At 39.4% G+C, this 16921-nt stretch carries 15 protein-coding genes; 8 read left to right on the top strand and 7 right to left on the bottom strand.

The annotated features are described in order from the left end of the window. Positions 1 to 117 precede the first annotated feature (117 nt). Both CE557_RS00070 and ppa read right to left on the bottom strand, forming a co-directional pair. On the bottom strand, positions 118 to 2619 hold the full coding sequence (locus CE557_RS00070) for a DNA gyrase/topoisomerase IV subunit A (protein WP_114909618.1): 2502 nt from the start codon (positions 2617 to 2619) through the stop codon (positions 118 to 120). A 34-nt stretch (positions 2620 to 2653) separates the two neighbouring features. Then, the gene (gene ppa / locus CE557_RS00065) at positions 2654 to 3175 is read right to left on the bottom strand and encodes an inorganic diphosphatase (protein WP_114909617.1); all 522 of its coding nucleotides are present in this window, start codon (positions 3173 to 3175) and stop codon (positions 2654 to 2656) included. Positions 3176 to 3518: 343 nt separating this feature from the next. Here ppa and CE557_RS00060 point away from each other — a divergent pair, with 343 nt between their 5' ends. Then, positions 3519 to 4391, top strand: a complete 873-nt coding sequence (locus CE557_RS00060; protein WP_114909616.1) for a deoxyribonuclease IV — start codon at positions 3519 to 3521, stop codon at positions 4389 to 4391. Between the two features lie 377 nt (positions 4392 to 4768). Here CE557_RS00060 and CE557_RS00055 read toward each other — a convergent pair whose 3' ends face one another. The 5 genes from CE557_RS00055 to yidC all read right to left on the bottom strand — a co-directional run bounded on the left by CE557_RS00055 (position 4769) and on the right by yidC (position 10765). Next, the gene (locus tag CE557_RS00055; protein ID WP_114909615.1) at positions 4769 to 5938 is read right to left on the bottom strand and encodes an ankyrin repeat domain-containing protein; all 1170 of its coding nucleotides are present in this window, start codon (positions 5936 to 5938) and stop codon (positions 4769 to 4771) included. 600 nt (positions 5939 to 6538) lie between these two features. Next, a complete protein-coding gene (locus CE557_RS00050; RefSeq protein ID WP_114909614.1) occupies positions 6539 to 7573 on the bottom strand; it encodes an ankyrin repeat domain-containing protein in 1035 nt (344 codons plus the stop codon). Positions 7574 to 8150: 577 nt separating this feature from the next. Beyond that, positions 8151 to 8297, bottom strand: a complete 147-nt coding sequence (locus CE557_RS04970) for a hypothetical protein (RefSeq protein WP_162789882.1) — start codon at positions 8295 to 8297, stop codon at positions 8151 to 8153. 12 nt (positions 8298 to 8309) lie between these two features. Next, the gene (gene ruvA / locus CE557_RS00045; RefSeq protein WP_114909613.1) at positions 8310 to 8903 is read right to left on the bottom strand and encodes a Holliday junction branch migration protein RuvA; all 594 of its coding nucleotides are present in this window, start codon (positions 8901 to 8903) and stop codon (positions 8310 to 8312) included. An 89-nt stretch (positions 8904 to 8992) separates the two neighbouring features. Continuing rightward, positions 8993 to 10765: a membrane protein insertase YidC gene (gene yidC / locus CE557_RS00040; protein WP_114909612.1), complete on the bottom strand. Its 1773-nt coding sequence runs from the start codon at positions 10763 to 10765 to the stop codon at positions 8993 to 8995. Between the two features lie 337 nt (positions 10766 to 11102). Between yidC and CE557_RS00035 the strand changes: the two genes are divergently transcribed. From CE557_RS00035 to ychF, 7 genes are all read left to right on the top strand, one after another. Then, positions 11103 to 11702, top strand: coding sequence for a ribonuclease HII (locus tag CE557_RS00035; protein WP_114909611.1), 600 nt, complete (start codon positions 11103 to 11105; stop codon positions 11700 to 11702). 123 nt (positions 11703 to 11825) lie between these two features. Continuing rightward, positions 11826 to 13850: a ComEC/Rec2 family competence protein gene (locus CE557_RS00030; protein WP_162789881.1), complete on the top strand. Its 2025-nt coding sequence runs from the start codon at positions 11826 to 11828 to the stop codon at positions 13848 to 13850. 267 nt (positions 13851 to 14117) lie between these two features. Then, complete coding sequence (locus CE557_RS04965; protein WP_162789880.1) at positions 14118 to 14282, top strand: hypothetical protein; 165 nt, start codon at positions 14118 to 14120, stop codon at positions 14280 to 14282. A 118-nt stretch (positions 14283 to 14400) separates the two neighbouring features. Beyond that, the gene (gene greA, locus CE557_RS00025; protein WP_114909609.1) at positions 14401 to 14871 is read left to right on the top strand and encodes a transcription elongation factor GreA; all 471 of its coding nucleotides are present in this window, start codon (positions 14401 to 14403) and stop codon (positions 14869 to 14871) included. Between the two features lie 81 nt (positions 14872 to 14952). Then, a complete protein-coding gene (locus CE557_RS00020; protein ID WP_114909608.1) occupies positions 14953 to 15297 on the top strand; it encodes a 4Fe-4S binding protein in 345 nt (114 codons plus the stop codon). Between the two features lie 39 nt (positions 15298 to 15336). Continuing rightward, positions 15337 to 15642: a DUF3276 family protein gene (locus CE557_RS00015; protein ID WP_114909607.1), complete on the top strand. Its 306-nt coding sequence runs from the start codon at positions 15337 to 15339 to the stop codon at positions 15640 to 15642. A gap of 85 nt (positions 15643 to 15727) precedes the next feature. Continuing rightward, on the top strand, positions 15728 to 16819 hold the full coding sequence (ychF, locus tag CE557_RS00010) for a redox-regulated ATPase YchF (RefSeq protein ID WP_114909606.1): 1092 nt from the start codon (positions 15728 to 15730) through the stop codon (positions 16817 to 16819). Positions 16820 to 16921: the final 102 nt, after the last annotated feature.

The following is a 16921-nucleotide window of genomic DNA, read 5'->3' as shown; positions in this document are numbered from 1 at the left end:
AATTCTTTATAGCCTGCTTTACCATATATGCAAAAGTTAAATACAGGAAGGTGGTAGGACGGCTACCGTTATCCTTATCATTACCGTTTTAACACACCCTTCTGACTTAAATATCCCCTATTCATTCCATAACGCTACATCTGTAATCCTATACTTAGACAATAAAGTTCCCTTTGCTTTAATCGTCTTAACGGCAACTTTTTCCAAATCATATATAATGGACCGTTTGTCCTTACCAGTAGAATCTACTAAATAGTGCAATTGCAACTTGGGTGTTGCAGAAGAAGTAACCAATGTTAACACACAATCATCGAACTCTGAAAGGAATAGGTTATACCGCTTATCTAAAACCCGCTTATCAACCACAAAACGTTTTACAAAAAAGTTTTGCTGTACACGATTATAATAAACCACTGACAACAAATGGGTAGCGCTTAATTGCTCTATAAGGGCAATGCGATCAGGCATGAGCTGAAAAGGAACAGGATAGATAGTGACTAGATAATACCCCTCCTTAAAGACCAAAAATATGGGATCCGTTGGACCAAAAACGCCCAATAATTGGCCTTTCTCGTTAGGTCCTATGCGACCTGTAGCCGCATCATACCAGAGCTTCACTTCAGCCAACGTAGAAGGCCCCTGCCCTTTCCGTTGCACCTTATAAATGGCATGTTTGGTTAAGATATTGCCTTTGGCACTACGTCCTTTTATAGACAAATCAGCAAAATTAAATGCAAATTTTTTTTTGGCTGTTCTACTGATAGGAGAAAGTAAAATAGTAACGGTTTCTGACGCCCCATTGGGATGCACACTGAAATAAACCACTCTAGAACCCGGTGTGCCTAAAGTTAAATCATAGGTTTTATCACGGGTCACACCCAATACTTGAAAACGTTTGGCAAAGGCAATACCAGTGGCACCATCTACATAAATAAGATGATAACAGCGCCTACTGTCTTTTTTCTCATAAACAGCAACATGTATAATATCTTTGCCTATAAAAAGCTTATCTGCTATTTTAGTGACCACATATTTCCCATCTTTACCTATTACAATCACATCATCTATATCTGAACAAGCCTCGACAAATTCTTCTCCTTTCAGCCCATAACCTATAAAACCTTGCTTACGATTTACATAAAGCTTACAATGCTTCATCACCACATCATGGCGCTCAATAGGATCAAAACTGGTTAACATCGTTTTTCTTTCCCGACCTTTGCGATACTTTTGAAGTAAACCACTATACCAAGCTATGGTGTAATCCTTTAGGTTCTTTAAATGGTGTAGGGTACGCGCTAAATGGGCTTGCAGCTGGGCTAATGTTTCCTCTGCACGAAGGCTATCATATTGTGAGATACGTTTGATCTTAATCTCTGTTAAACGGACCAAATCTGCTTCTACAATGGGACGATAAAAATCATAGGGCTTAAGGTGATCTGCTATAGTCGTCAATAGATCCTCCCAAGTCTTACACCCCTCTATTTCCCTATAGATACGGTTTTCAATAAATATTTTCTCCAAACTGGCAAAAAACACCTTCTCTTTTAATGCCTGCTGCTCTAAAAGCAACTCTCGCTCCAATAAATCAGTCGTACGGGCTACGGTATAGGCCAAGAGCTCAGGAACCGTTATAAAAACAGGTTTTTCATCTTGAATCACACAAGCATTGGGTGCATAGCTTACTTCACAATCTGTGAACAGATAAAGTGCATCTATAACGGTCTCTGCCAATTGACCAGGCAGTAAATGCATGAGGATTTCAATATTTTCTGCAGTGTTGTCAACTACATTTTTAATTTTTATCTTACCCTTTTCATATGCTTTTAGAATAGAGTCAATTAAGCTAGTAGTGGTAGTACCATAAGGTATTTCGGTGATAACCAATGTTTGTTGATCCCGTACGACGATACGGGCACGTACCCGTACCTTTCCTCCTCTTTTGCCCGCATTGTACTGGGTACAATCTGCCAACCCACCTGTGGCAAAATCTGGGAATAAACGAACAGATTTCCCCTGAAGCAGGTCTATAGAGGCTTCTACCAATTCTATAAAATTATGGGGTAAAATTTTAGTGGCCAATCCTACGGCAATGCCTTCTACACCTTGGGCAAGCAATAAAGGAAATTTAACCGGTAAGGTACGGGGCTCTTTTTTTCTGCCATCATAAGAGAGTTGCCAACTGGTAATCGATGGACTATATAAAATGTCCTTTCCGAATGGCGCAAGACGCGCTTCTATATAGCGCGCAGCAGCCGCACTATCCCCTGTGCGCAAATCGCCCCAATTCCCCTGGGTATCTATCAATAATTCTTTTTGGCCTATAGCTACAATAGCCTCTGTAATAGAGGCATCCCCATGCGGATGGTATTGCATGGTTTGCCCTACAATATTGGCGACTTTATTGTAACGGCCATCATCAATTAGGTGCATCGCATGAAGAATCCGACGCTGTACAGGCTTCAGACCATCTTCTATAGCCGGTATGGCACGCTCCAAGATGACATAAGAGGCATATTCTAAAAACCACTGCTCATACATTTCCTCCATAGGAGCCCCAGCAGAAGCGTCATGACTTGGACCATTAGAGCCATTTGTTGCGTCGTATGTTTGGTTCATAGCGTTCAAGAAAGTAAACCTAGGAATCGATTGACTAGTGCCTTTGCGCAGCTTCGGTTAAAAGCTCCATAGCTTTCTCTTTCCCTTCAAAGCCCTTCACTTTAACCCATTTTGCCGTATCTAAATCTTTATAGTGACTAAAAAAATGTAGGATACGCCCCTTTAAGAGGGTACTTAATTGCTCAATATGGTCAATATGTGCAAACTCAGGTGCTACTTTTTGTATAGGCAATGCAATAATTTTTTCATCAAAACCAGCTTCATCCTCCATCAATAATACGCCAATAGGCCTAGCTTTAATAACCGCACCAGGTATAATAGGATAGGTGGTTACCACCAACACATCCGTAGGATCTCCATCTGCAGAAGATGTATGCGGTACAAAGCCATAGTTACAAGGATAGTACATAGCTGTTGGCATGAATCTATCTACAAATAAAGTACCAGAGTACTTATCCATTTCATACTTTACAGGATCATGATGCATCGGAATTTCAATGATGACAGGTAGCTCATTGGGAAAATCATCTCCTAAGGATATTTTTTCTATATTCATTCCCTTTTAGATTTAAATAAATAACGCGTTACAAGCATGATGCAAACGAATGGTCTCATGCGTGGCATATCCCTACAAATTACAAATTTGTTATCAATTCAGTAACATATTGCAGCCTATACTTAGATTTTTACTGCCCCTACAGATTAGATAGGTTGTATAATATAGTGTATCTTTATTGCTTATTAGACTTCTTGCGGAACATTACTGGTTATTTGTACATCGATCCCATGCTTCCATTCCTAACGCACATCTAGTTCGTTTCGGTTTTATGCGTTATTTTTCAGGAATAAACGCGTAGAAAAAGAAGTTTGTGCTAGATAGCATAAAACCCACAACCTATATGGCAGAGCAAAAAATGGATATACCACTGATTGGTGCCCACACCTCTACGCAGGGGGGGCTCCACAACGCGTTACTACATGGTACAACAATAGGTGCTACTACTATCCAACTTTTTACCAGCAACCAACGCCAATGGACAGGCAGACCCATGCACAAATTAGCACTAGATAGATGGCACGATACATTAGAGAAGACCGCTATGCGCGCAGTGATGAGTCATGCGAGTTATCTCATCAACCTGGGCTCTAACCAAGAAGCGTTATTAGCCAAAAGTCGTGCGGCTTTTGTAGAAGAAATAACACGTTGTTTAGCTTTAAAAATCAGTTATTTAAACTTTCATCCAGGCGCTGCAACGGGTGATAATATGGGCGCTTGTTTAGACCGCATTGTGCAAAGTTTATGGTCCCTTGAGCCACTTTTCCAACAAGAAACTACTTTACGCTTGCTGATAGAAACTACTGCAGGCCAAGGTTCCACGGTCGGCCATTCCTTTGAACAGTTGGCCTATATCATCAATCGGGTCAAAGAGCAAGTACCCATTGGGATTTGTATAGATACGTGTCATATCTTTGCGGCAGGATACGATATTCGTACATTGGCTGGATGGGAGGATACATTGAACCAATTTGACGCAATCATTGGCCTCCACCATCTCTATGCCCTACATGTAAATGACTCCATGACCCCACTTGGCTCAAGAAAGGACCGACATGCAAATCTAGGTGATGGGACCATAGGCATGGATGGTTTTCAAGCTATGATGCAACACCCAGCCCTTCGGATGATGCCTAAATATCTAGAAACACCCAATGGGGAAATCATGTGGACAAAAGAAATACAACTATTGAAAAGTTTATATGGGGACCATTAGCTGAACAATGCATAACGCCCACTTAAAGGCAATCTATTCTAGCACAGAGCTAGAGATGGCTCATGCGTATATCGTTGCCCATGTCCGTCAACTTTTTTATCGGCGGACATGAACGCCTTAACTTGACGAAGTAGCAGCAAATATATCTATTCAATTTACTGGTTTTTATGTGAAAACAACAACGCCCCTGTAAAATGCCACTTTTAGCCACTTTTTGCCGAGGGCTTGATTTTTTGCCCACTTTTTTATCAAGAAAAAAGTAAAAACAAAATTGCCTTACTAATCAAATACCTTACTAAACAATGGCATTAATAGACACTTTTATTTGAAAATCAATAAAATATACTAATTAAGTTAATATCATTATAAAATTTACATCATAAGATCAAGCATAGAAAGGGTAACGAAGCACCCGTTAGTATACAGGAACACATGCGGCCTTGTCTCGTAGCTTGTAGGTAAAGAGGTGTATGCCCCGCATGGTTTACCCTATACATGTCAGAACCTTGCGTGCATAAAAAATCCCATATACCCTTCCTGCAAGACAATGCTGCTATATGTAAAGGAATAGAGCCCTTATAATTGGGTTGATTAACGTTAGCCCCATGTGAAATTAATAACTGTATCCCTGCTAGATAATGATTTTTTGTTGCTAGATGCAAAGGAGTATTGCCTTTACTATCAGGTAGGTTAGGATCAGCGCCAGCATCAAGCAACAACTGCATTGATTTTAGATTTTTCTTCTCTATTGCTACAGACAAAGGTAGCCAGTCATAACCATCACGTAGATTAGGATCAGCGCCAGCATCAAGCAACAACTGCATTAATTTTATCCCTTTTTCTCTGCACTTACTCTCTATTACTATAGACAAAGGTAGACAGCCATAACCATCACGTAGATTAGGATTAGCGCCAGCATCAAGCAACAACTTTCCTAGATCATCCATACTACCATTTTTGATTACTTGATGAAAAGAAGTATCTCCCTTACTATTACGCAAATTAACATCAACGCCAGGTTGAAGCAAACAGCGAACTAGGGGTATGTTAAGATTCTCCGGTTTTACTGCCAGATGCAACGGAGAAGCAGTAGGCAAAGTCTCATCAGGATCTAAAAACGCATCAAGATTGGAAAAAAAATTACCAGTAGGCTTTAATACGTTAATATCTGCAACATACGAATCAATAAAAGAGGCAATACATTTGTCCTTCAAGGACGGAATCAGTGGCAAACTGTCAAAATATTTTTGCACCTGTTTAAAATATTTCACAAACGTATGTAGAGGATACTTCATCTGCCTACTTTCAGATTTTTGAATAAGAGGCTTAAACCATTTGCCAAAAAGTCGATAGGTGGAATTTTCAGAGATTTTATCCAGACCTATCTCAATGATTGTTTTGCTGCACAAATCAAAGCATCGGCTAACCGATCCGGCTGGATGACGTGTCTCCACATGATGTCTAAAGGATGTACACCCGGAAAAGACGATACTAAAATAAAAGATAGATCGCAAAATAGCATATTGTATATTATATATAATTTTCATAATAAAAATGTTTAGGTGATGTAAAACACAATAGACGTATATGTATAGCTACCTATCAGTATATAGATATAAGCAATGACCTATTGTTTACATACAATATGTGAAAGATGAAGAATGCCGCTGTATAAGTCTATAACCACCCCATAATGTATACAATGCAGCACAAATTATCATTAGGAATGGCCTATAAAAACTTATTTAATAATCAATAGATATACAAATATCTTATCATTTCGTAGGTATAGTTTGACGCAAAGAAGTAGAGCCAATGGCGGGGGGCTTAAAGGAAATCGTATCTGTTCAAGTCATCGGTTTTTTGCGTTAAAAAAAACGCCCCTGTAAAAAGTAGCGGTGTAGAAAGTAGCATTTTACAGATGATGTGGGAAAACAGTTCCCTTTGAAGCCCCCAAAGGGAACTGTTTTCCCATCTGTCAGATGGCACTTTCAGCGGCTTTTTACCGAGGGCTTGATTTTTTGTCCACTTTTTTATCAAGAAGAAAGTGGGATAAAATTCATTACTAACCAATGGCGCGAATATACACTTTTATTTGATAATCAATAAAATATAATTCTTAAGTTAACCTCATTATAAAATTTAAATCATAAGACGAAGAGTGTCAAGGGGAACAAACCAATCATTACTATACGTAAACCTATATCAACTTGTCTCGTAGCTTGTAGGTAAAGAGGTGTATGCCCCGCATGGTTTACCCTATACATGTCAGAACCTTGCGTGCATAAAAAATCCCATATACCCTTCCTGCAAGACAATGCTGCTATATGTAAAGAAGTAGAGCCCTTATAATTGGGTTGATTAACGTTAGCCCCATGTGAAATTAATAACTGTATCCCTGCTAGGTAATGATTTTTTGTTGCTAGATGCAAAGGAGTATTGCCTTTACTATCAGGTAGGTTAGGATCAGCGCCAGCATCAAGCAACAACTGCATTGATTTTAGATTTTTCTTCTCTATTGCTACAAACAAAGGTAGCCAGTCATAACCATCACGTAGATTAGGATCAGCGCCAGCATCAAGCAACAACTGTATTAGACCTATCCTACCATTTTCGACTACGTTATGAAAAGGAGTAAATTGAATATCATCACGTAGATTAGGATCAGCGCCATGTTGAAGCAACAAGTGAACTAGTCGTGGACTAGGCTCCTCTTTTTTTATTTCCAGACACAAAGGCGAACAAGGAAACAAATACATATCAGAACTAAACAAATTACCAGGAGGCTTTAATACGTTAATGTCTGCAGCATACGCAGCAATAAAAGAGGAGATACATTTGTCCTTGAAGTACGGAGGCAGTGCCAAACTATCAAAATATTTTTGCACCTGTTTAAAATATTTCACAAGCATATGTAGAGGATATTTCATCTGCCTACTTTCAGATTTTTGAATAAGATGCTTAAACGATTTGCAAAAGCGTAGATAGATGGAATTTTCAGAGATTCTATCCAGAACTAGCTCAACGATTTTTCTGCCGCACAAATCACGACATGGGCTAACTGATCTGGCTTCATGACCTGGTTCCATATGATGTCTAAAGGACGTACACCCGGAAAAGACGATACTAAAATAAAAGATAGATCGCAAAATAGCATATTGTATATTATATATAATTTTCATATAAAAAGGTTTAGGTGATGTAAAACACAATAGACGTATATGTATAGCTACCTATCAGTATATAGATATAAGCAATGACCTATTGTTTACATACAACATGTGAAAGATGCAGGATGCCGCTGTATAAGTCTATAACCACCCCATAATGTATACAATGCAGTACAAATTATCAGTAGGAATGGCTTATAAGAATTTACTTAATAATCAATAGATATACAAATATCGTATTTGTTCACACAATGGCATCAACTTAAGGAATATCTATTCTAACACAGAGATAGAAATGGCTCATGCGTATACGGCGCTGCTCATGTCCGCCAATAAAAACTTGGCACACAGTAAATATATCTATTCAACGCACTGGTTTTTATGTGAAAAGAAGAACGCCCCTGTAAAAAGGCGCGGTGTAGAAAGTGGCATTTTACAGATGATTAGGAAAAACAGTTTCCTTTGAAGCCCCCAAAGGGGGCGCTTTCTGTTTTTCCATCTGTAAGATGACACTTTCAGCGGCTTTTTACCGAGGGCTTGATTTTTTGTCCACTTTTTTATCAAGAAAAAAGTGGAATAAAATTCATTACTAACCAATAGCAAGAATCGGTATAGACCATATACCTTTATGTAATGCTTGCGGAAGAGTTGTACTGGGAGCAGACTCCCTAAACCCTGTCAGCAACATAGCTATAGATACAATGGATAAAAAATTTGCTATATGACTAATTTTCATGCTATTGGTGTATTACGGATGGGGCTGCAATGCCTTTTTAATCAGCACTTCCAACGTAAGGGGGGTACTCACCTGTTCTCGTACCGTTGCAATGGCCTTTTCTGCAACTTTTTGGGTAAGTCCCAACTTGGTTAAAGCCATTATGGCATCTTGATCTACCTTGTTATCGGTAGGTTGTGGACAAACCGTATCTTGGATATACGCCAACTTTTGGGCCTTATCAGACAACTCCAGTATCAATCGTTGTGCCGCTTTTGCCCCAACACCTTTAATGGAAGTAAGCAACCGTGTATCCTTACCTAGGATAGCCTTATGTAAGGCTGCTGGCGTCAAAGAGGATAAAACCGTCAAAGCAGTTTTGGGACCAATGCTGCTAACCGAAACAAGGTGCAACCACCAAGCCTTTTCCTCTAACGTATAAAAACCATATAGGGTAGATGCCTCGCTTTTTACCTGCATAACCGTTAACAAGGTACAATGCGCTAAGTCCTTTATTTGATCAAAAGTATATAAAGAAATATGTAAGCCATAACCCACCCCACCTACATCTAAAATAACGTAAGTGGGTTCTTTATACAGTAATTTTCCTATAAGTTGCGCAATCATAGATTGAGTAAATCACCTCCTTGTTGCCTGATCACTACAAACAGACCGTAGACCCATTTGATCCCATGATGGTCATACCACCGTAGGATCTATTCTTTTTTCTTATTGTTGGATTCAATAGCAGCAGCAACCCTAGATTGAAAAGAAAGCTTACTATGCTGCTTTACCTTTTGTTGCCTAGCCATCAACTTTTCCTTAATGCTATCTACATTCACCCAATAATTGATAAGCTTCTGTTGAACGAAAGTCATCACATTAGAGACACAATAGTAAAAACTCAACCCAGCAGGAAATGTATTTAGAACAAACATAAAAGCAAAGGGCATAATATAAGATAACCCCTTCATAGGGCCATCTTTTGGACCACTTTGATTACTAGACCGGGTATACAAAATGGTTGATAACACCATTAATAAGGTAAACAAACTGATATGATTGCCATAGATCGGTATAGTAAAAGGTAGCCGCATCACGCTATCATAGGTTGATAAATCCTTTGCCCATAAAAAAGAGGCTTGCCGTAGTGCAATGGCATGAGGAAAGAAATGAAACATAGCCATTAAAATAGGCATTTGGAGCAGAATAGGCATACAACCACTCAAAGGATTAATACCGAATTCTCTATAAAAAGCTACCTGCTCAATCTGAGCCTTTTGTATATCATTTTTATATTTCTCCTTAATCTTATCCAATTCTGGCTTTAGGAACTGCATCTTAGCCATAGCAATAAAAGACTTATAGGAAAGGGGTACTAAAAGCAACTTGATGATAATAACCAATAAAAAGATGACCAACCCAACATTAGCAATATGCTTTTCCAAAAAACTAAAAAGGGGAATAATCACACCCTGATTCACCCACTTTACAACTGGCCACCCCAAAGGTAGGTTTTGCTCAAACCCCTTTGTAACCTGCTTAAGAATTGTATAATCATTAGGTCCAAAGAAAAAAATGAATGCACCCCTACATTTTGCGTTTCCATTACTACCTGAAGATAGTGGAAGAGATAGATGAACCGACTTGGTGACATCAGGTGCGGTTACTGGTTCCATACAAAGTTCCCCTGTAGCAAAAGCATCGCCAGCAATAATCGCAGAAGAGAAAAAACGTTGCTTGACACTAACCCATTTGATAGGCACTTCGATTTTCTTTTTTTCACACTCAGTTGAAGATTCCTTGAGCTTATCAAAAGTCTGGTCTAATAAATAATAATGCACCGTGCTTCTGGAAGCATCTGCTCTATCATCAGCCTCTAAACTTTTCATATCTATATTCCAGCAAAAAGAAGGATGCGCAGTGGTGCTAAGCATCCCAACCGCATCCCAATCATAGTTGATTTGATAACTATTGCCAGAAAAAGTAAAGACCTGCTCCAAATATTGCGATGGGGTTAGCTCCAGTCGAAAAACTATTTTAATCTCTTCAGCTCCTTTGAGTTGATAAACCGAACTAGCTTCGGTTTGGAAATATAAAGCCTTGGTCTCTATAAGGCTATTTTGATAAGGAAAAACAAGCCCCATATGACTACTCTGCTCATCCAATAAGACCAATGCTGCACCATGCTTATCTTTGAACTTTTTCAGTACAACCTTTTTTATAGTACCACCCTTTGTACCAAGAACTACTTTAAGTAACTCATTCTCAACTGTTATATATTTTTCCTCTCCCTGCAACACAGGCGCAAAAGGGGTAGCCACTACTGGACTAGGTGCATGCATGCCACCCACTGCGGCCTGGCCAGTAGCCGCAACAGAAGGTAGTGCAGGTTGAGGAACTAATTTAGGTTTAAAAACATAGAAATAAACCATAAAACCTGCTGATATTAAGCATAACCGCACAAGTTTATTTTTATCTAAAGCCATATAAAACAAAAGAAAATTTTAAGCTAAAAAATGTAACCATTATAGCTATAGTTGACACTATAACGCTACTTAAAAGATATAGATGAACAAATATAGGTATTCTTTACAAGAATATGGTAGTTACCCATTTATCATTACATAGATGGGCGTGGCTGAAGCGTGCTTAACAGATGACCATCCATCATAGAAAAAAACAAGTTTAGCAGGGCTATTATTTTAAAATAAAATTTTTTATTTTATATGATCCTTTTTTCCCGATTTTCAAGATTGAATAGATCTTGGAAATCAAAAATACTATTTAGTCGATAATGGGTAACCCAATTAAAGTATTTTGAATATGGTGCGGCTACATAAACCACTACTATCTGAATACCAATACTATCATGTATCCCATATAGCTGGCTGCGATCACGCAGGGGCAGGCGCAATAGCAGGTCCTATCGTTGGCGCAGCTGTAATCTTGCCACATGCGTTTTATAATGAAGTATTATGTAATACCCAGACGCTAATCACACCCATTCATTTGTATGGCATCATTCAACAACACGCAGTTGCGTGGAGCATCGCCATGGTAGACCATGTAGCCATTCACAGCATGGGCATTCCAAATGCCGCCCAGCTTGCTATACATAATGCATTGGACCAATTAAAAACATTACCAAACCTATTATTGGTATCCGGACGATCGTTCGATGGCTACAAAACCATTCCACACCAATGCATTCCACAAGGAGACAAGATCTATACCGCCATTAGTGCAGCGAATATACTCGCTAAGGTCTATAGAGACCGTTATATGGAAACATTAGACAAAGACTTTCCTGCATATGGCTGGAAAAAAAATAAAGGATACGCAACACCAGCACACAAGCGAGTGATTAAACAGTTTGGAGGTACTTTATACCATCGCAAAAACTTTGATGATAGGGAAAAGTAAATACATATGGTTTTTAGCCAATTATAACATATGTCACGCGTTACTGCTCTACCTCTATTTCGCTTAATATGGTTTTATATAAGCGGCATGCTCCTAGCCATCTGCTACCCGACAGACCTTTTCATGACCTTAATCCTTTTGGTTGCGCTGAGTGCGCTATACTTGTGTATAGCCGCTCGTACCATTTCTTTTACATGGCTTAACCCAATAGGCTTGCTACTCATTTTTTTAGTAGGGTACAGTAACCTATTGTTGCAAGTCGCACAACAAGGGGAACGATCTACATGGGGCCATCAACATCTAAAGGGTTATACGACTTGCATTCAAAAAGTCTATCACACACATAGCTGCCAAGCAGCAATCACCCATATAAAAAACGACTCAGGTTGGCACAAGTGTAATACACCCATACAACTATACTTTTCTAAGCCATCGGCTTACAAGCCTAAAAAAGGAGATATCCTGTTGGTGCGTGGCACACCCATTGGCGCCTTACCAGCTCAACCCATGCAACAAGCAGTGTCTCTGACCTCCCTAACTCATCCCTCGATGCATCGTCGTATTTTAAAACACATCAATCAAGATTTCATGGTCCTCCAATCATTTGATCAAAATAGGCAATGGGCTACTATGATTACGCAATGGTGTAGCCACATACTCCACCAACAGCTAAAAGACAGGCAAGCCATAGCATTGGTCACCACCCTCCTATGGGGGGAAAAAGAACACTTAAACCCGGCACTACAAAAAGCTTATGCCCATACAGGCACCATCCATGTATTAGCCATTTCTGGATTGCACGTAGGCATGTTTTACTTACTTATGCAGGCTATTTTTAGGTTTCTATTTAGCCATATAGGAGGGCTGATCTTATCAGACCTTTTTACGCTGCTTTGGCTTTGGATATACGCTTGGCTCTGCCACTTTGCACCACCCATACTGCGTGCAACGATGATGATCACTATAGCCAGAATAGGCTTTCTAATGGGTAGAGGATCCAACCGTTACAATGGATGGATCGCCTCTGCTTTTGCGTTATTGCTATGGAACCCATTATTATTATGGAACTGCGGTTTTCAACTTTCCTATATGGCAACCCTAGGCATACTCTATCTACAACCCTATATCCATCGCCTTCTTACGCCAAAAAATTATGGGCTACAGAAAATATGGACGGCTACTACCCTATCCATTGCTGCACAGGTAGGTACCTTACCACTTATTTTATATTACTTTAAACAGTTCCCACTCTATTTTATCCTCGCCAATTGGTTGGTCGTGCCCGCTATTTTTGCGATTTTAATACTCAGCTTAGCATTACTAGTAGGGAGCCACTTGCCTATCGTCCACACCATACTAAATTTTACGCTTGAAAAACTGATTGCTGCTACCAATGCATGGGTCTGTTGGCTAGCAAAATGGCCCATGCATACCCTGGAAACTGGTGCTGTAAATGGGTATGCGGCCTGTCTACTCTATGTTATACTCTTTTCGATTTGCCTTTTCTTGCACCACAAGCATCTGATTTATCCAGTTATCATCAGTTTATGCACCCTATTGTATAGTGTAGAGCAGATACAAATTAGGATAGCCAAACAAAAAAAATGCAAGCTCATCTGTTATAATAGCGATCAACTATCTTTTACTTTAAAAGATGGGATAGAGACCCTACACTGTGATAGAGCACTCTCGGAACCTATTTGTGATGCGCAACGTTTAGGATCCATGCAATCGACAGCATATTCAGCTCCATTTGAAACGTATAGACAAACTGAGAGAATAAAATGGCCATTAACCATCGCGTTACAAAAACATGCTAATGACCCACCATGCAAACGTAGTAGCCATTATGCTGGAGGCATAATAGCCACCTGGCATAAAAAAGTTATCCTTACCCTACATCAAATTCCAGTTGATTGGTATGGGTGGAGCGGGCCCAAACTAGATGCCGACTACCTGCTGATCGATGCACACCTGCTGAAGAATATAGCAGTTATTTGCAAAGTATTGCATATCAAAACATTAGTGATCTATACGCAGCAGGACCACGCATTCCGTTACCATTCAAACATTAAACAGCTAAACATCCTACCCATCTGGCTGAAGCCAGGATCGAAAAAAACCTTAACCTGGTCCAAAAACCTATAACCCACTCCCTGGATTTAGATTATTTTTAGCTACTTCTATTTATGCCAGCGTCTATGGAAAGATTAGCGTTATTTTATTTATATTAGAACTTTGGTCGTTCTAATACAGTGCATTTTGTTTGTTTACTTCAGTTTAAAAGCCAAGTTAATGCAGCTGGTCTCACTAAAACAACCAAAAACATCCTTATTTTTTTGTTAAGTTTGCATACAGCAAAACTCAAAAGCTTAGATAAAGCCTAAAAGCATAGTTTTTGTAAATACAATCAATATGAAAGGTAATATGAAAGCAATGGCAAAATTTTTAGCAGTGCTGCTTGCCCTGCTCTCTATAGGTATGCATGGAGGCGTTGTAGTCATACCCATACTGGCCGGGTATAAGTTTAGCATGCTATTTATTGCCTTCTTACTCCTATTTGTATCCATACTGCTTTAATAACTAAGCAAACCTAACATCTGTTTATTCAATAGCTAGGTAAGCATGTACAACCTTTGAAGCAATAAAACGGCACACATTGTAAAAAATAATTAGAACCATAAAACATAAAATGTCAATGACTTATTACACAGAAGCAGGCCTGGAGCGCATGAAGCAAGAACTCAGTTGGTTAAAAAGCGAGGGTCGCATGCGCGTAGCCAATGATCTGGCAGAAGCGCATAAAAAGGGAGATTTAAGTGAAAATGCGGAATATGATGCAGCTAGAGATGCACAAGGCTTACTAGAGGCAAAGATTGCTGCCTTAGAAACCTTAGTGGCCAATGCTAGAGTATTAAAAGAAAGTGAAATTGATTTATCTCGGGTCTCTATTCTCTCTAAAGCACGTGTGAGCAATAAAAAAACAGGAGTGGAATCAGTTTTTATGCTGGTTTCGCAGGGTGAGGCTGACCTAAAGCAGGGTAAAATATCGGTTGAATCCCCTATGGGCAAAGGATTATTAGGTAAAAAGGTAGGAGACATCGCGCAGGTTGATACTCCATCTGGTATCATTGAATTGGAAATTTTAGCCATCGGGTTAGATCTTTAACCATACGCTACCCAAACCAAGGATTTGCTGTAATCTTTTATTTCTATTAATTTAGTTAGCAGATAAAATAATTGTAGCATTATGGCTTTACGAATAACAGAAGCATGTATTAATTGTGGTGCATGCGCAGTTGAATGCCCGAACACCGCAATATATGAGGGCGGAACAGAGTGGCAGTGGGCTGAAGGTACACAACTCAAAACAGTAGAAGTGCAAGGGGAAATAGTAGAAGCAACCCAACCACAAGCTCCCTACACAGATGATACGTTTTATATTGTTACAGATAAATGTACAGAATGTGTAGGTTTTCATGAGGAACCACAATGCGCAGCAGTTTGTCCGGTAGATTGTTGTGTGTTAGACCTAGATCACCCAGAAACGAAAGAAGCCTTGCTAGAAAAAAAGCAATTTTTACATGGGTGTTAAAGGCGTTACCAATATATATAATATAAAATCAAATATACAGTGGAATTACATAGAGGATTAGATGAAGTTTATTCCAAAAGAGTAAATGCAGGCAAAAGAGTTTATTTCTTTGATATAAAGTCAACCAAAGGGAAAGACTACTACCTAACCATTACAGAAAGTAAGAAAAGAACAGAAACGGACGGAATGGCGTACGAAAAACATAAAATTTTCTTATACAAAGAAGATGTGAATAAATTCATTCGTGCCCTTAATGAAGTGGTTGACCATCTTAAAACTACGCTAATGGCTGACTATGCGTTTGATCAATTTGATCGCAATGCAGAGGGCCATCCAAGTCAATAAAACTACCCATGCTTAACCCGGGTATAGGTAAGAGGGGGGGTAGTAAAGCGCCACATGGCAGTTTTTCATTTTATACATTCGATGCATGGCTTTAAAGTGTGGCCTTATTGGTTTGCCTAATGTGGGCAAATCTATGTTATTTAATGGCTTATCAAATGGAAATGCGGCTTCTGCCAATTTGCCTTTTTGTACTATAGAGCCTAATATAGGTGTAGTAGCTGTACCAGATCCGCGTATGGAACTACTGGCTGCATTAGCGCACGCTAAAAATATCATCCCTACTGTTATCGAGTTTGTAGATATAGCTGGGTTGGTCAAGGATGCCCATCAAGGAGAGGGGTTGGGTAATAAATTCCTTAGCCATATTCGGGAAGTGGATGCCATTGTACATGTCGTTCGATGTTTTGAAGATGAGGATGTATTACACGTAGCAGGCAGTGTAGACCCTATTTTTGACAAACAAGTGATTGACCATGAGCTACGGTGTAAGGATATCGATACCTTAACCAAACGATTGGATAAAATAGAGAAGCTTGCCAAGCATGGACCTAAAACACAACAACACGAATTGTTGCACTTATTTTTAACAGAACTAAAGCAAGGCCGTGATGCACGCACCATTGAAGTAAGCGCAGCAGACCAATCCATGGTAGATGACTGGCAGCTATTAACCTCAAAACCAATTATTTACTTTGCTAATGTAGATGAAGCCACCATACTGGGCAGGGCCAATCGGCACTTAGCTGCTTTTCAGGAAGCTATTGCGCAAGAAAACAGCCAAATGATTATGGGTTCTACTGCGTTAGAAACACAGCTGAATGCATTAAATGGTGATGACAAGGATTTCTTCTTAAAAGAATACAACCTGATGGAGTCTGCATTAGATAAGCTGATTCAATCCGCCTACACCTTACTAAATCTCATTACCTATTTTACAGTAGGACCACAAGAAGTGCGCGCATGGACAATTCCAAAAGGCACAAAAGCCCCCCAAGCAGCAGGGGTGATTCATACAGACTTTCAACGTGGGTTTATTAAAGCAGAAGTAATTGCTTTCGAGGACTATAAAACGTATAAAAGTGAGCATGGCTGCCGTGAAGCAGGAAAGCTACGTATAGAAGGTAAAGATTACATCGTCCAGGATGGAGATGTCATGCTGTTTCGTTTTAATGTGTAGGTTATTAACCTGTTCACCCAATGGTGTCAACTTAAGGATTTTTTATTGATTTTCAAATAAAAGTATCTATTCTTGCCATTGGTTAATAATGCATTTTATCCC

Origin of the sequence: Cardinium endosymbiont of Sogatella furcifera (genome assembly GCF_003351905.1) — a bacterium.
Taxonomy (GTDB): domain Bacteria; phylum Bacteroidota; class Bacteroidia; order Cytophagales; family Amoebophilaceae; genus Cardinium.
The sequence above is the reverse complement of the archived record's forward strand: the minus strand, read 5'-3'. Positions and strand labels throughout refer to the sequence as shown.

What these genes read in the sequence shown, in the direction of transcription:
- CE557_RS00070 (WP_114909618.1), bottom strand. Translation starts at nt 2,619, where the DNA reads ATGAACCAAACATACGACGCAACAAATGGCTCTAATGGTCCAAGTCAT.
- CE557_RS00050 (WP_114909614.1), bottom strand. Translation starts at nt 7,573, where the DNA reads ATGAAAATTATATATAATATACAATATGCTATTTTGCGATCTATCTTT.
- CE557_RS00030 (WP_162789881.1), top strand. Translation starts at nt 11,826, where the DNA reads ATGACCTTAATCCTTTTGGTTGCGCTGAGTGCGCTATACTTGTGTATA.
- yidC (WP_114909612.1), bottom strand. Translation starts at nt 10,765, where the DNA reads ATGGCTTTAGATAAAAATAAACTTGTGCGGTTATGCTTAATATCAGCA.
- CE557_RS00035 (WP_114909611.1), top strand. Translation starts at nt 11,103, where the DNA reads ATGGTGCGGCTACATAAACCACTACTATCTGAATACCAATACTATCAT.
- greA (WP_114909609.1), top strand. Translation starts at nt 14,401, where the DNA reads ATGACTTATTACACAGAAGCAGGCCTGGAGCGCATGAAGCAAGAACTC.
- ppa (WP_114909617.1), bottom strand. Translation starts at nt 3,175, where the DNA reads ATGAATATAGAAAAAATATCCTTAGGAGATGATTTTCCCAATGAGCTA.
- ychF (WP_114909606.1), top strand. Translation starts at nt 15,728, where the DNA reads ATGGCTTTAAAGTGTGGCCTTATTGGTTTGCCTAATGTGGGCAAATCT.
- CE557_RS00020 (WP_114909608.1), top strand. Translation starts at nt 14,953, where the DNA reads ATGGCTTTACGAATAACAGAAGCATGTATTAATTGTGGTGCATGCGCA.
- ruvA (WP_114909613.1), bottom strand. Translation starts at nt 8,903, where the DNA reads ATGATTGCGCAACTTATAGGAAAATTACTGTATAAAGAACCCACTTAC.
- CE557_RS04965 (WP_162789880.1), top strand. Translation starts at nt 14,118, where the DNA reads ATGAAAGGTAATATGAAAGCAATGGCAAAATTTTTAGCAGTGCTGCTT.
- CE557_RS00055 (WP_114909615.1), bottom strand. Translation starts at nt 5,938, where the DNA reads ATGAAAATTATATATAATATACAATATGCTATTTTGCGATCTATCTTT.
- CE557_RS04970 (WP_162789882.1), bottom strand. Translation starts at nt 8,297, where the DNA reads ATGAAAATTAGTCATATAGCAAATTTTTTATCCATTGTATCTATAGCT.
- CE557_RS00060 (WP_114909616.1), top strand. Translation starts at nt 3,519, where the DNA reads ATGGCAGAGCAAAAAATGGATATACCACTGATTGGTGCCCACACCTCT.